We start from the raw sequence: 15,249 nt of genomic DNA on the forward strand, positions 1-15,249 counted from the left end.
TTTGCCTAATGGAGTAAAACTCTTAAACATAGGCCGACGATGAGTAATCCACTTCCTCCAAAAACTTCGATGTTTTGGCACGACAACAGCTATACCCACGAAGAAGCTGTTCAGGCATTTGAAAGCGATGGCACGTTGAAATCTCTGAATACCGTTCCAACCACCGCATCCGATGATATGGCTGGCTCGCCTCCAGAGCGCAGTATGTTTTGGGAGGGAGAAACCAAAAAAATCGATCCGCCACCGCCGTCTGAACCAGAACCTCTCAATTTAAAAACCGAGAAAGAACCAACAGAGGCTTTACCGGCACACTTCATCCCTGTTCGCTACGCCATCGATCAGCTAGAAACAGAAGAAACACAACCTTTTGGTTTGCCTGATGAATGGAAAGGCCAAGGCCCAGCCAAACTCAATACCGTTGGCTACACCCTGCGTCAGCTTCGCGATGGTTGGTTGTATGTCTATGATGCAATCAACAAAAGCCTAGACGAATACGAAATCAAAGGAACGCAATTCACGCTCTACAAGCTGGGAGAGTCAGAAAGCCCAGAATCCGAACAGCGTGGAACACCAGAAGGGGCAAAACCTTTTCTTACTTACGAAGATGGGAGCGTGCTGTCGATTTGTTACTCTGAACACCGTTGGACATGGAACATGTTCATGCGCGTCCTTAACAATCCGAGTAATCATATCGATCGCATGCAGACTGTTGTTCTGTCTGCAAACGAGAATCAGCACAACATTGCACCGATAGATAAGTTAACTCAAGTGGCTGATATTGAATCTTCTGCTGTCGATGATGGGCGCTTTGCAGATTCTGGCATCGCTACCAAAGCTGACGAAGATGGTTCTACCTTTAAACCTGTCGCAGCCGAGAGTGACTTAACCTCTGCGATTCCAGAAGAAGAGTCGGGCTACTTCGTCGCGATAAAAGATTACGCCGCAGAAATTCAAGATATGTCGCTGCATTTTGTTGGCGCTGCAAGTCCCTACCGCCTGTTCATTGACCAGTTTTCAAACCAGTGGAACTTGATGCAGACTGCCATGCAACTGTGCATGTTCGGAGCAAGTGACGAGATAGACATGCCAGCTAGCGTTAAGCGTAACGGCGAAGAGCTGTCGTTTTATACCGACATGGCTGAGTATTATGATTCCTCTAACCAACTTGATTTGGCAGAGCAGAATAAAAGCTCAGTTCAATCAGGCTATCCTGCTAAATTTTCCGCTGGAGCGATTGAATCACACCAACATACCCAAAGTGACATTGCCAAAGCAATACAGGACAAATATCGGATTTCTGCAAACCGATTTGGTAAATACGAACAATGGATAGCGACTGAACGCTGGCGTAAGCAGCTCAACTGGAGGCAAATGCTGAGCGAGATGCAAGAGCTGTCAGAACAAAAAGAAACCATGCTAGCCAAAGTTGTCTCGGTAAAAAGCGACTTTATCGCTGTAATGGAATCTTTGACACCGCATCATCTCGAGAGAACCTTCGACCTATACAGCGAAGATACGCAGTACAGCTTGTATCAACTCCATAAACAAGCCGTTGAGTCATTTACTTTGGTGGTACAAGAAGAAGACCGCCAATGGGCAGAAAGCCAATGGGAGAAACCAACCAGCTTACTCGCACTCTACACTTCCGGGTTTAGTCGTAGTCTCTTTAAACAAGTGGAGAAGTTAATTCCTGAACGAGTTTCAAATCAGGTAGGTGAAGTAGACGTCGCCAAAATTGTTCCAGACACTGAAAGCTCAGACAAACAGTTTATGGACTACGTTTCGGCAGCAAGTAACCGTGTGGGTATGTATGCAAAAGTAATGGACTTTATTTCTAACCCAAATACTGCAGAAACCGAGTTTCTAAGAGATATAGCAAAAGGATTCGATGAGCTAGATAGCATATTCAAAGCAACTAACAGCGCTTTATTGAAGGGGGTAATAGAGGTTGGCGTTAGCCTAACAGCCCAAGCGTCTATCTTAATGATATCTCTATTGTCAAAACCGCTCACCCGAACAAGTTTTTACCTAAGAGCTGCCATTGTTGAGCGTTTGTCGATAGATACTCCAATCAATATCAACAAAGGCTACGCACAAAATTTTGGTTCTTGGAAATCCAATCATGATGAAAAACTCATCGCATCGAACCAAAACAAGGAAGTTTTAGCAGCCTTCAACAAGGGTGATAAAACTATATCAAACATGCAGTATAAGAAGGCTCTCCAGCAACAGCGGCACCTTCAAAAAAGCTTAGCCGTTGCGACGTTGGAATACCCACAGTACATAGAACTTCCAGATGACGTACTTGAGGCAACAATTCAAATGCGTAAAGACATATGGGATAACAGATTAAACAACCTTAAGAAACGGTTTGAAGATGTGGGTGGTTTAGGCTTCTTAGCTCTGATTTTTAACTGCCTCGCACTTGCTGATGCAATGAACAGTATTCAAGAAACAGGGCTCATGTCTCAAGATGATTTCTTAGATATTCAACAAAAGCTTTTTTACACTGCCGGAGCTTGGACGGGCATTCGTACTGGGAAGTTTTGGGACAACGTAAAAGGGAATGACAAACTAAGAGCTCACTCCGTCAAAACGCTAAAATATTTAGTTTCGGATCAGGTTCATGGTTTTGAAACTTTGGTACTTGATGACTTAAAAGTATTCAATAAATGGCTTGCTATCACCGGCGCATTAGGAGCCTTAGCCTCAGGAATTGAAGCCTATAGATCATTACAACAAGAAGAACATGTGCATGGAAGAGAACTCGTTTTACAAACAATTAATACCTATACGCTCGGATTTACTAGCGCAATAAGTATAATGCAGCTTGGCGGCGCTACAACTGGAACCCTCTCTTCCAACATACTTTTTGGAGCTCCGGTAATGGCAGCATTGGTTGCTCTAACCGTTACATATTTATTAGTAAATGCGGCACTAAGTAAGCTAAAGCAAGACGACTACCAGAAGTGGCTAGACAAGCTACCCTGGGGCTATCACCCAGATAGGTCACATTGGAGTCACTCTCCAACGTTGATTGAAAGAGAAAAACACAACAGTTCTTTAGTTCAAAATGCACTGTTTGAGCTAGATTCGATTATCCAGCAACCTTTAGTTGCTCAAAAGCCAATCGAGCGCATTCACGCTTACCCTCAATACACTCATCGCGAATTAATAGGATTAGAAGTACATATTCAAATACCGAAAAGTGTCGCGCATAAAGGGATAAAACTGCAAACCAACACTCAAGCCTCTGAAGAGGAGCTAATGTCAGGTTCCTGGCATATAAATGTCGATTTGGAAACACTTCAGCCGATAAATGAAGATGCGAAAAGTCAGGTGATATACAAATTAGAGTTACCTATCGAAGAGTCTAATCAGTACTTTGCTCTCAAAATTGGATATGAATTGGAAGAAGACACACCAAATAGTCGTAAGTACTGCTTCCAAAACAGTATAAAACAACGTGCAACTTACACGGCAATCTCCGACAATACGAAACAAATAACGATTCAGAAGTTGCTAACCCCAGTCGTTGGCGCTTTAGGCTTACAGGAGTAACCATTGGCTTACCTACCCTTTTATATAACTCCGGAAGAGCTTTATGCTTATCAAGAAGCTAAAGAGCAAGATATCCGAAAGAGTAAGAACGTACAAACATGGGAAATATACGATATTGAGGAGTCATCTAGATATCTTTATCTCGGTTACTCTTTAGTTGCAATGCTCCCAGTACTTTTCTTGTATTACTTCCTTGGTTTTTGGGATGGGAGTTGGGCTAAAGGCCTTGTATCTTTTGGCATTACTTTACTAACTTATTCAATTAGTTATTGGATGTTCGCTCGCGATTATCTTTATAGCTATATTTTTTCTGATAACGGCTTCGTAGTAAAAAAACGTAGAAATACACCAAAATGGGTAAATACTTTCGCGCAAGCTGTAGGTTGGGTTGGTGCTATCGTATGTATATTAATGGTAATACTTGTTGGTCCAATGGCGCTAGCAGGCGCTGGCGCATTTATATTGGTTTCCTTTAAAATGCTTAAACGCCAACCAGATGAAGTAGCCGAAATTAAAGTAGGCGAACGTGAGGATTGGCTGTTCGCCTACTACAACAAAAAGCGTAAAGTGATTCGCTTCTACCACAAGTATGACGAGTGTTCTAAATGGAATCTAGAGAAGCACACCGTCTTCAGAGCTCAAACTCGTGGTTATAGCTACTTATTCTTTAATACTGTTCAAGACCTAGACGCAATGCTAGAAACCCTTTCATACAAGTACGGCATTGAATGTATTGATTTTCCAGACCATAAAGCGTTTTTTGAAGGAAGACCTGAACCTCGAATTGAAGATATCCCCTCTCGCAGTCTTGAATTTCCGGTAGCCGATACTTTTGACCTGAGAGCTAAAAACGCCCTACTTCCTGAATGGCGACGTATATACAACGGCAAGTGGCAAACCGAATCTGAGATTGAAAAATCTAAATCTGAACTAACGACAGCCAAGGAGTAACCCTTGGCATATTCACCGTTTTATATCACCCCAGAAGAATTGGCGGTTTATCAAGAAGCGCAAGAACAAGAAATTCTCACAGGGGACAATTTAACAACATGGCATAAGTATGATGTAGAGGAGCCTTTTCGCTACCATTACAAGTTAACTGCGCTTCCATTTGTGATCGCACCATTCCTAATGGTTTTTTTTATACATACAAGTGATACGCTTGGTGCAACCATTTTTGCCTTCATTTTGGCAGTGATGATGGCCGGAGTCTTTTACCTTACGATTGGCCTCGATTATCGCTATGACTACATTTTTTCAGATAAAGGCTTTGTGATGAAAAAGCGTCGCAATATGCCTAAATGGGTAAATACCGCTACGCAAGCTGTTGGCTGGATTGGCGCGGTGGTGTGTGTGGTGATGGTAGCACTGGTTGGTCCGATGGCATTAGCGGGAGCAGGTGCCTTTATTTTGCTTTCATTTGGTATGCTTAAACGCAAGCCTGATGAACCAACAGAAGTGAGAGTTGGAGAACGAGAAGACTGGCTCTTTGCTGATTACAATAAGAAAAGAAAAGTAATTAAGTTCTTTTTTAAGTATGACAGGTGCGAATACCAAGATACTGCTCAGGAGGTTACTTTTCGCTCACAGGGGCGATTCTATTGTTACATTTTCTTTAAAAATGAAGCGGACTTAGAATCCATGGTCACACAACTTTCAAATATCTACAAACTGGATTGTAAAGAGGTCAATGATCATAAAAAGCTGTTTGAAGCGAAGCCTGAACCTAGACTTTTTACGACTCCTGCTTGTTATCGAGAATACCCTACCAATGAAGTGTTTGATTTAAGGGGTGCGAAGGCGCCACTCCCAGAGTGTAAATACCTCTACAACGGAAAATGGCAAACTGAATCTGAAATCGAGCAATCAAAACCTGAACTAACGACAGCCAAGGAGTAACCCTTGGCATATTCACCATTTTACGTCACCCCAGAAGAATTGGCAGTTTATCAAGAGGCGCAAGAGCAAGAAATACTCGCAGGCGATAATGTCAGAACATGGCATAAGTATGATGTAGAGGAACCATTTCGCTATTACTTTAAACTTTTTGCGCTTCCATTTGTGATCGCCCCATTCCTATTAACTTTGTTTATACACACGAGTGACATGGTTGGCGTAACTATTTTTTCTTTTATTTTGTCGGTGATGGTGTCTGGAGCCTTTTACCTTACGATTGGCCTCGACTATCGCTATGACTATATTTTTTCTAGCAAAGGCTTTGTGATGAAAAAGCGTCGCAATATGCCTAAATGGGTAAATACCGCCACGCAAGCTGTTGGCTGGATTGGCGCGGTGGTGTGTGTGGTGATGGTAGCACTGGTTGGTCCAATGGCGTTAGCGGGAGCTGGTGCTCTTATTTTATTCTCATTCGGTATGTTAAAACGCCAGCCTGATGAACCAACAGAAGTGAGAGTTGGAGAGCGAGAAGATTGGCTCTTTGCTGATTACAATAAGAAAAGTACTCCAATTCTATTTTAAGTATGATAGGTGCGAATACCAAGATACTGCTCATAAGACTATCTTTCGCTCACAAGATCGATTCGATTGTTACGTTTTCTTTAAAACTGAAGCAGATTTAGAATCCATGGTCGCGCAACTGTCAAAGGTCTACAAACTGAATTGTACCGAGGTCGATGACCATAAAAAGTTGTTTGAAGCAAAGCCAGAATCAAGGCTCTTTAGTATTCCGGTTTGTAGTAAAGAATATCAAACCGATGAGGTATTTGATTTAAGGGCGTCAAATGCCCCGCTCCCAGAGCGAGAGTACCTTTACAACGGTAAGTGGCAAACAGAATCTGAAATCGAACGCTTAAAAGCGGCTGGTGAACAGCAAGCCACTCCCGCTTCATAGTTCAAACAAGCATGAAAAAGGGCTCCAGAGATTACTCTGGAGCCCTTTTGTTTTGTTTGATTTACGTGGACAGCTAACTTATTTCGCTACGTTACCTGCAACGTTTAGTGCATCCCAAGTACGTGCGAATGGTGGTGCGTAGCAGAAGTCCATGTAGCCTAGTTGCTGTGTTGTCATCTTCGCAGTGATGGCAACAGCGAGTGCATTGATTCGGCCTACAGCACCCTTCTTACCCACGATTTCGCCACCAAGCAGTACATTGGTTTCTGAGTGGTAAACCAGCTTCACTTTAATGTCTTCTTGACCTGGGTAGTAGTCGGTCTGGTTCTTATCTGAAATGGTTGATGTCTTCACTTCCAAATCGTGTTCTTTAGCTAGAAGTTCCGATACGCCTGTGCATGCCAGTTCGTAATCTAACACTTTCAAGCAAGACGAGCCCAAGAAACCACTCATGTAAGTGTCTTTGCCTGCAAGTTTGTCAGCCATCATGCGCGCTTGCTTGTTGGCTGTGGTTGCCAGTGGAACATACACTGATTTGCCTAGCGCCATATGGTGAACCACGGCACAGTCGCCAACAGCGTAAATGTGCGCATCTTCTGTTGCGCCAAACTCATCCACTAGCAATGCGCCGTTCGCTGCTTTTGGTAACTCGAATGCTTCTGTGTTTGGTTTGAAACCAAGTGACATGATCACAACGTCTGCTTCAATATTGCCGTTGTCGGTTTCTACGATGTAACCGCCTTGCTCTGCGTCGCGAATGGCTGATACGCTGCAACCGGTTTTAAGCTCAGCGCCAGATTCACGAATCGCGCTTTCTACCACCTCAATCATTTCAGGGCTGAACTGACGACTCATCACGTGTTGTTCACGCTCGATGATGGTGACGTGCTTACCTAGTAAGTGTGCGGCATCGAACACTTCTAGCCCGATAAAACCACCGCCGATAACGCAAATGCGTTGTTTGTTGCTGTCCTTAAGCGCTTCTTTTACTGCCAAACCATCTTCCATGCTGGTTAGCGTGTATACATGCTCTGGGTTGAACTCACCGAACGATGGCACGATTGGGCGCGCACCCGTGGCAATCACCAACATATCGTAATCGATGGTGCTTTCTTCCCCTTGGTGACGAACTTTAATCTGCTTTTCTGTGCGGTCTAGTGCCACCATTTCGGTTTCAATACGCACGTCCAAGCCAGATTTAATCGCTTGTTCTGGCGTACGAGAAATCATGCGCTCGGTGTCATCAAACATGCCACCAGCAAAGTAAGGTAAACCACACGCACCGAACGAGATGTAATCGCGCTTATCCAGCACAATCACTTCATCTGATGGCTGATTACGTTTGTATTTCGCTGCGAAACTCATACCTGCAGCGCTACCGCCTACGACAACAACTTTCATATCTATTACCTAAATAACCTGAACTCAGGAAAAACGGAGAGCACCCGCGTTGGGTGCTCTTTATTAAGTTTGGAAATTACACTGCTGCTTCTTTTGTTACTGTTGCAGTAACGTCAGCATTGTATTGCTCAGTGTTTAGTGAGCCATTCTTCTTCGCGGTTAGTACACCTGACAACATTGAGCCAGAGATGTTAAGCGCGGTACGAGCCATGTCGATAAGCGCTTCGATAGAAACCAGAATCGCCACAACCGTAATGTCTAGACCCATGATAGTCAGTACCGCTACTGCTGCGAACGTTGCACCGCCACCAACACCTGCGATACCGAATGAAGCAATCGCGATGACAGCAATCAGTTGTAGGATGAAGCCTAGGTCAACTGGCATACCCATTACTTGAGCTGCCATGATAGCGAGCATTGCTGGGTAGATACCTGCACAGCCGTTCTGACCGATACTGGTACCGAACGTTGCTGACATGTTTGCTGTTTCTTCGTCCACACCTAGACGTTGAGTTTGAGTTTCAACGTTTAGTGGGATTGCCGCCATGCTTGAGCGAGAACCGAAGCCAAATACAAGCACTGGCCAGATTTTCTTCATGAACTTCGCAGGAGACAGACCGAACATAGACACCATCACGAAGTGGATAGCGAACATTACACCGATTGCCACGTAGCTTGCTAGTAGGAAGCGACCCATTTCTGCTAGTGCGAACAAATCGTTTGTCATCATGAACGTGGTCATCAGAGCGAATACACCGTAAGGCGTCAGCTTCAGGATCTCACGTACCATTGAAAGTACGACTTCTTTTGCAGAGTTAATGAAATCAACGAAGTTTTGCACTTTCTCAGGCTTACGGTTTTTCACTTGCAGGATACAGTAACCAAGGAACATACCGAACAATACTGTTGATAGTGTTGAAGTACGCTCAGAACCCGTTAGCATGTCGAAAATGTTAGCTGGAATGATAGATAGCGCCATACCAGACAAACCGCTGTTCGCCATTGCATCTTGCGTTGCTACTAATGCATCACCACGAGCTTCAATCGCACCATTCGTACCGATTGTACTGACTAGTGCGTTTGCATCGATACCGAATAGGTAAATACTTGCGATACCAACGGCTGCTGAGATTGCACAAGTGAAAAGTAGAATACCGATGATTTTTGGTGCGATACGCGATAGCGCACCACCGCCTTCTACGTTCATGATCGAAGAGATCATCGCCACAAATACTAGTGGGATTACAATCATTTGTAGAAGCTTGATGTAGCCTTTACCGAACACGGAAATCAGTTCAGCAAAGCCTGCGGTTGCCACGTTGCCCACACCGAATACAAGCTGAATCGCTCCGCCGAATAACAGACCAGCAGCAAGCGCACTCAGTACGCGGAAGTTAAAGCTTTTCTTTTGTTTTTTGAAGTTCGCAAGTAATGCGTAGAACCCAAAGAACAGGATGCTCAATCCAATAAATGAAACGCTCATGAGAATCTCCTATTGATACCCATTTATGTCCGAAAATCGGTTACTTTTTGTATGCAATGGCTTCAACTTCAACCAATGCGTCTTTTGGTAGTCTTGCTGCTTCAACGCAAGAGCGAGCTGGTGCGTTTTCTGTACCAAATACCTCTGTGTACACTTCGTTAAATGCGGCGAAGTTTTCCATGTCTGATAGGAAGCATGTCGTCTTCAATACTGTGTCTAGGCCTGCACCGCTTGCTTCTAGAACCGCTTTTAAATTCTCAAGAGACTGACGTGCCTGCTCTTTGATGCCGCCTTCAACAAACTGCATGGTTTCTGGAATCAGTGGTAGTTGACCTGATGTGTAAACCATGTCGCCATAAGCCGTACCTTGTGAGTAAGGGCCGATAGCGGCAGGTGCTTGTTCAGTGACAATGATCTGTTTCACGATGTAACTCCTAAGTTATTAATTTTATTCTGATTTAAATTCACGGATAAACTTGTAAACCGCCTGACGGCTGATCCCAAGCTGCTCTGATACTTGTGTGGTCGTCTCTTTTAGCTCAAATACGCCGTTATCAAACAGACAACGAATGATGGCTTTGTTACGGCCTTTGCAAGAAATCGTCTCGTCTTGCTCCACCTCTGTGATCGCAGCGCTCAAGGCTTTTTGAATGACCTCATTGGCATTTTTGCTAAACGTCTCACTGACTAAGGTTTGAGACACATTGCACTGCGGCATAAGCGTTTTAACGATTTCTGGGAATGGGAAGGATAAGTTCATGTTGATGCACAGCATGCCAATCGGCTTTTGCTCTGGGCCCGCCAAAATGCACGTGGTTGATTTTAGTAGCGAGCCATCGGCAGCATTGGTGAAATAGCTCTTCGGAGAGACTTCGCCCGTTTTCTCGAATGTGCTCCACATACGTAAGCCCAAATCGGTGATTGGCGAGCCAATTTCACGCCCGGTATGATGGCCATTCACGATCTTCACGACTGAATTTTCTAGGCTTTCAAATGAATGAATAACCACTTCACAGTACGGTCCGATCAAATCGGCAACCGTGTCTGCCAAACGAAAGTAGTTGCTTAAACATTCTCTGTCTTCGTCGGTGAATCGAACTTGCTTTACACTCATCATCTCGGTTTACATTTTTGAACTCAATGACTGCAAACTACTCCTTTCGAGTGAGTTCAGCAATACAGAGTAAACTTCTGTAAACCTAAAAAATACGCTCAAAACACCAACAAATTGCCAAGAATTGATCGAAATCACGCACAATAGTTGAACAAGATCACCAAAAACATATGAGTCAGGTTTAATTTCTTAAACCACATCAAAGTTTAAATATTTAAAATCAAAGATTGCATTTTTGAACACTTTAATGATCTAGAACAAGTTCTTAAAAGCAGTAAAAATCGCGTACGGTAATAATCAATTTGAAGCGCAACTTGATTTATAAAATCGACGTCAATTACAGCACTCTCAACAAGGCATTAGATGAATAAAAAATCACCATGCGTACATCACTTAATTCCGTTCCATGCCTTTAAGACGAAGGCATTTTCAAAAAGACGCAACGAAAGAAGAAAAAGTTGAATTGAATTGTTTGGGTTAGTGTTATTGGCACCAACAAAAAAGCCGAGCGTATAATGCACTCGGCTTGTAAGGGAGACTCAATAAAAGAGACGATTAAGACAGCTTGAACTTACTCAGTTCGCCGTGAAGATCGCTGGCTTTTACCGTCAACTCGTTACTGATTTCAACTGAAGAGGTCATCGTATCCATCACCTCTACCGCCGTGTCATTGATGATCACGACGTTACGGTTAATCTCTTCCGATACTGAGCTTTGCTCTTCTGCTGCCGAGGCGATTTGGTTGTTCATATCATTGATGACTTCAATCGCTTGGTTGATTTCAGACAGCGCTAAATGGGCAGCTTGCGTTTCACCTTTAGTATCATTAGCTTGCTTTTGGCTTTGTTCCATCAAGACCACAATTGATTGAGTTTCTTGTTCTAGACGGGCCAGCATCGTACGAATCTCTTCAGTTGATCCTTGAGTACGATTTGCAAGGTTACGAACCTCATCGGCAACCACCGCAAAGCCTCGACCCGCTTCACCTGCACGTGCAGCTTCAATAGCCGCGTTCAGAGCCAGCAGATTGGTTTGCTCTGCAATGCCACCAATCTCGCTCAAAATACCTTGAATCGCCGTGCTGGAATCCACTAGGTTTTGTGTTTGTTGCTGCGCATCGTTGACTTGCATTGCCAAGCTATCTACCGCACTCGCAGCATTGTCCATGCGAGTCATACCATTTAGACTGTTGCTTTGTACTTGGCTCGCCGCCGCTGCCGCTTGGACCGCAGAGTTCGCCACTTCTTGCGCGGTTGCACTCATTTCATTGATGGCCGTCGCTAATGAGTTCACCTCATTTACTTGCGTATTCAATTGATCGCGAGAAGCCGCTGCACGCGTTTGACCTTCGGTCGCATTCTTATCGACTTGATCAGCAGTCACCATCACGGTCAGCAGCATCTCTTGCATACGCGATAGGAAAGTATTGAACCAATGTGCCAATTGCGCAGTTTCATCTTTACCTTTCACTTCGATACGGTAAGTTAAGTCACCTTCACCTTGCGCGGCATCTTTAAAACGCTCAACCAGATTGTTTAGTACTTTACCCAGAGAGTTCGCGATCAAAGACATCGAGGCAATGCCTAGAAGAGCAGCGATGATCCCCGCCCACACACCTTTTTCAAGCGCTTTTGAATTCTGTTCATCACTCCATTGCGCGTAGTCATCGACGCTTCTTGCAAGGTGGCTACTGGGAACCGACACCATGACTACCCATGGAGCGTCACTCGTATCGATAGAAGTAATCGCATATTCATCACCGCCAAAGGTCACAAGACCAGCGCCTTGACGTTTTGCAATAGATTGGATGTTAGACCATTCAGAGGCCAGTTCAGAAGAGACCTTCTTACCGACCATATCAGCAGCGCGGCTGTTCGCTAGGGTGATGCCCTTCCATGATGTGATGAGGATTTTACCTTTGCCATCAAACAAGTTACGTGCAGATTGCTCGCTCTGGCTTTGTAGTTCATAAAGAGACAGATCAAACCCAAGAGAACCGATGATTTTGCCACCTTGTTTGATTGGTTGACTGATCGTTGTGATCAGCTCTTGCTTACCACGTACAGGATAAAAGTACGGCTCCATGACGAACGTTTTACCCGTTTCATAAGGCATTAAATGCCAATCGTCTTTACGTTCACCACTGCTATTTAGCTCCGTGTTGCTAAAGCTCTCCATCGCCACTGCATCAAAGCTATTTTGGTCATTTGGCGAGAAGAAAGGCGCCAGATAGCCTTGGCTGTTAAAACCCTCTTCTGGATTAAACGTCACTTGTTCTGGCCACGTTTTGTCTTGCCAAACCATGTAGCCCGCAAATACGGCTTTATTCTGTGCTTCTAGCGCGGCAGTAAACTGTTTAACAATAAGGTCTGCGCTTGCGTTGGTTTCTGCACTCAACTCAATGATCGAACGTACTTGTTTTAAGTTTGCCAATACAGGATCAAGTTGGTTAGCAATATCCAACCCCTGCTGAATCGCGGTATTTTGCAAATCGGTGCTAGTCGCATCCGTCAATTGCGCTTTTACTTTCTCGTTCACTTGCTTGTTCACGTCAGTAAATGCGTTGGTTGTCATACCCATTGCAATCAATAAGGTGAAGGCCATGGCACCGCCCGCACTGACTGCGATTCGCGTACGTATACTGTTAAACATAGTCACCTCTGTAACTGATGATAGATTGGCATTATTTTCTGAAATTTCATGGATTTTAAACAACAGAGGTGAACAGAAGACGTCAAGATATGAATAGAAAGAGAATGGAAAGATCAAACTTATTAACAGGGTTACGTATGAGGCCAGTTTTATATTTTAAGTGCATGAGCCCCACAATAAATAAAACCTAGAGAATCGATAATTAAGTCATTGTATTTATAGAATTTAAAATCAACATTCAAGATGAATCTTATACGAAAGTACCCATAGCTATTCACTCTCCTATACTGAGTATTAGATTAGCCAAACCGTGACTTGAGTCACATTTAATTTTCTTCATCTCCCTGTTTTTAATGCAGTTATTCAGTGTTAAAGCAAATAAGCTAGGATCAATATTCGCTAAATACCCATTTTGTACTGAGTAAGTAGTTACTCATCATGCCTACCAATATTCCGAAAACCAACGCGACGTACACCATATAGTTTTGAGTCCCAAACATAAGCGTCAAACCTTTGAAAGCCGCAAAGTTCGGCACTGCACTAATACAAGCACTCACCATAAACTTTTGCCATTGAGCAAACGGATCGGTTTTTTCTGCTTGAGAGAAAGTCAGCCAGCGATTGCCAAGCCAAGTCGTGGTTGCCGCAAACAAAAATGCTATCCCACGAGCCAGCATCAGCTCCAGACCAAACCAATGGAACAACAGCGAAAAGATAAGGGTGTCGACTATAAAGCCGACACCACCAACCAGAGCAAACCTGATTAATTTGTGCATTCCGTTACCCAATCACACAGGTGTAGAGTGAGCGTTTCGATTTTGCTGTGAACTCGTTGGTACAACTCAACGCATTTTCATGAATCATGCTATCCACTTGCTGCGATTTACCAATCAGGTGGAATTTCTTCAGATTATTTAAGTCATTCTTATCTTCAAGCTTTTTCGCCTGACCATGACTATAGAACTGGCCTGAGAACGGGCGCTTACCAATGTAAAACACCGGAGCGTTGTCATTAATTTGCGCGAAGATTATGCGGTCGCTGCGGCTGTCTGCTTTACCCATATTCAAAACCAACATCGCAATCATAAGCAAAGCTGGTAACACCGCTGCCGTTCCGGTCAACCATTTAAAATCGTGTTTATCCACCAGCATCGCAATCAAGATACCCAATGCAGGCACACCCGGTAGTACGTAAGCAGGCAAAATATTCCCAGCCATGGTGAACAAGATCATTGGGGAAATCAGCCAACACATCAGGAAGCTAAATAGGCCTTGATGATCAGTCTCAATGGCTTTGAGTACCTTACGACGTTTCCACGCCAAGATAGGCAATACAATTGACCAAGGCGCAGCCGACTGCAGCCAGAATACCCAGATCATCCCACGTGGTTGATCATGAGCAGAGCCATACAGGTCCCCTTCCCAACCGCTGACAACAAAACGCTTAAAGTGCTCACCAACAATAAAGTAATCAATAAAGCCCGGCGTTGCCATTTCTGCCATGATGTACCAAGGCAGAGCAACCGCCAGCATAAGCGCCAAACCCGATACGATAGGAAACCGCTGCCACAAGGCTTTAAAAGCGCCAAAGAAACCATGCTGAATCACAAGCCAAGGAAATACTGCGATGCCCATGATCACTATCGCTACGGGACCTTTTGCCAACAACCCACAAGCCAAACCAAAGAAACCGAGGTAACCCCACAATCGGCTGTGTTTGTCTTTGCCAAGCCAGCAATAGTAAAAACCAACCATCGCCATCGTCATTGCCAACGTCAGTGCCATGTCGGTCATCACCGCACCCGCCGCAATTGAAAAGATGCCACACGTCGCCAGTACCAACGCTGCGATGACTGCATTAAAGCCCGCGCGATACGCCATGAAAGCAACAAAAACAATCGTCGCAACACCCGCTAACCAATGAGGCGCGCGCACTGCAAATTCATTCAATCCAAACAGCTCAATGCCGTAAGCACTCATCCACGTGAATAGGGGTGGTTTCCCCCAAAAAGGCACGCCGTAATCAAACTGTGGGGTAAGCCAATTGCCGGTTTCCACCATTAAGCGCGCCATTTCGCCGTAGCGGGCTTCTGTGGTGTCCATCAAAGGGTAAGCGGCAAGTGAAATAAGACGGAGTAAAAGAGCAAACGCCAACAACAACCACAGATGGGTTTTATTAATACTCAT

General features: G+C 44.3%; 10 protein-coding genes and 1 pseudogene. 4 read left to right on the top strand and 7 right to left on the bottom strand.

Annotated elements, in window-relative coordinates; genetic code table 11:
• Positions 1–39 precede the first annotated feature (39 nt).
• The 4 genes and pseudogenes from ATB76_RS18505 (at position 40) to ATB76_RS18520 (ending at position 6,412) form a co-directional block, all read left to right on the top strand.
• Positions 40–3,561: a T6SS effector BTH_I2691 family protein gene (locus ATB76_RS18505; RefSeq protein ID WP_061035886.1), complete on the top strand. Its 3,522-nt coding sequence runs from the start codon at positions 40–42 to the stop codon at positions 3,559–3,561.
• 3 nt (positions 3,562–3,564) lie between these two features.
• Positions 3,565–4,512, top strand: a complete 948-nt coding sequence (locus ATB76_RS18510) for a hypothetical protein (RefSeq protein ID WP_061035887.1) — start codon at positions 3,565–3,567, stop codon at positions 4,510–4,512.
• 3 nt (positions 4,513–4,515) lie between these two features.
• A complete protein-coding gene (locus ATB76_RS18515; protein ID WP_061035888.1) occupies positions 4,516–5,460 on the top strand; it encodes a hypothetical protein in 945 nt (314 codons plus the stop codon).
• A 3-nt stretch (positions 5,461–5,463) separates the two neighbouring features.
• Positions 5,464–6,412: pseudogene (locus ATB76_RS18520) on the top strand (hypothetical protein).
• A 78-nt stretch (positions 6,413–6,490) separates the two neighbouring features.
• On the opposite strand, the gene ATB76_RS18525 reads toward ATB76_RS18520, so the two are convergent.
• From ATB76_RS18525 to ATB76_RS18555, 7 genes are all read right to left on the bottom strand, one after another.
• Positions 6,491–7,813 (bottom strand): CoA-disulfide reductase, encoded by a 1,323-nt coding sequence (locus ATB76_RS18525; RefSeq protein WP_061035889.1) that lies wholly within the window; start codon positions 7,811–7,813, stop codon positions 6,491–6,493.
• A gap of 76 nt (positions 7,814–7,889) precedes the next feature.
• A complete protein-coding gene (locus ATB76_RS18530) occupies positions 7,890–9,296 on the bottom strand; it encodes a cation:dicarboxylase symporter family transporter (protein ID WP_038880547.1) in 1,407 nt (468 codons plus the stop codon).
• 40 nt (positions 9,297–9,336) lie between these two features.
• Positions 9,337–9,720: a RidA family protein gene (locus tag ATB76_RS18535; protein ID WP_061035890.1), complete on the bottom strand. Its 384-nt coding sequence runs from the start codon at positions 9,718–9,720 to the stop codon at positions 9,337–9,339.
• 24 nt (positions 9,721–9,744) lie between these two features.
• Positions 9,745–10,413, bottom strand: a complete 669-nt coding sequence (locus tag ATB76_RS18540) for a PAS domain-containing protein (protein WP_061035891.1) — start codon at positions 10,411–10,413, stop codon at positions 9,745–9,747.
• Positions 10,414–10,965: 552 nt separating this feature from the next.
• Complete coding sequence (locus ATB76_RS18545) at positions 10,966–13,062, bottom strand: methyl-accepting chemotaxis protein (RefSeq protein ID WP_061035892.1); 2,097 nt, start codon at positions 13,060–13,062, stop codon at positions 10,966–10,968.
• 389 nt (positions 13,063–13,451) lie between these two features.
• Positions 13,452–13,838, bottom strand: a complete 387-nt coding sequence (locus ATB76_RS18550) for a GtrA family protein (RefSeq protein WP_061035893.1) — start codon at positions 13,836–13,838, stop codon at positions 13,452–13,454.
• Between the two features lie 4 nt (positions 13,839–13,842).
• Positions 13,843–15,249, bottom strand: a complete 1,407-nt coding sequence (locus tag ATB76_RS18555) for a glycosyltransferase family 39 protein (RefSeq protein ID WP_045422371.1) — start codon at positions 15,247–15,249, stop codon at positions 13,843–13,845.

The sequence above is a fragment of the Vibrio sp. MOR3 genome, assembly GCF_001557775.1.
In the GTDB taxonomy this organism is placed as follows: Bacteria; Pseudomonadota; Gammaproteobacteria; order Enterobacterales; family Vibrionaceae; genus Vibrio; species Vibrio jasicida.

Excerpts from the sequence above, each read along its gene's own strand:
- ATB76_RS18505 (WP_061035886.1), top strand. The coding sequence starts at position 40 with ATGAGTAATCCACTTCCTCCAAAAACTTCGATGTTTTGGCACGACAAC.
- ATB76_RS18525 (WP_061035889.1), bottom strand. The coding sequence starts at position 7,813 with ATGAAAGTTGTTGTCGTAGGCGGTAGCGCTGCAGGTATGAGTTTCGCA.
- ATB76_RS18530 (WP_038880547.1), bottom strand. The coding sequence starts at position 9,296 with ATGAGCGTTTCATTTATTGGATTGAGCATCCTGTTCTTTGGGTTCTAC.
- ATB76_RS18540 (WP_061035891.1), bottom strand. The coding sequence starts at position 10,413 with ATGATGAGTGTAAAGCAAGTTCGATTCACCGACGAAGACAGAGAATGT.
- ATB76_RS18545 (WP_061035892.1), bottom strand. The coding sequence starts at position 13,062 with ATGTTTAACAGTATACGTACGCGAATCGCAGTCAGTGCGGGCGGTGCC.
- ATB76_RS18550 (WP_061035893.1), bottom strand. The coding sequence starts at position 13,838 with ATGCACAAATTAATCAGGTTTGCTCTGGTTGGTGGTGTCGGCTTTATA.
- ATB76_RS18555 (WP_045422371.1), bottom strand. The coding sequence starts at position 15,249 with ATGAGTATTAATAAAACCCATCTGTGGTTGTTGTTGGCGTTTGCTCTT.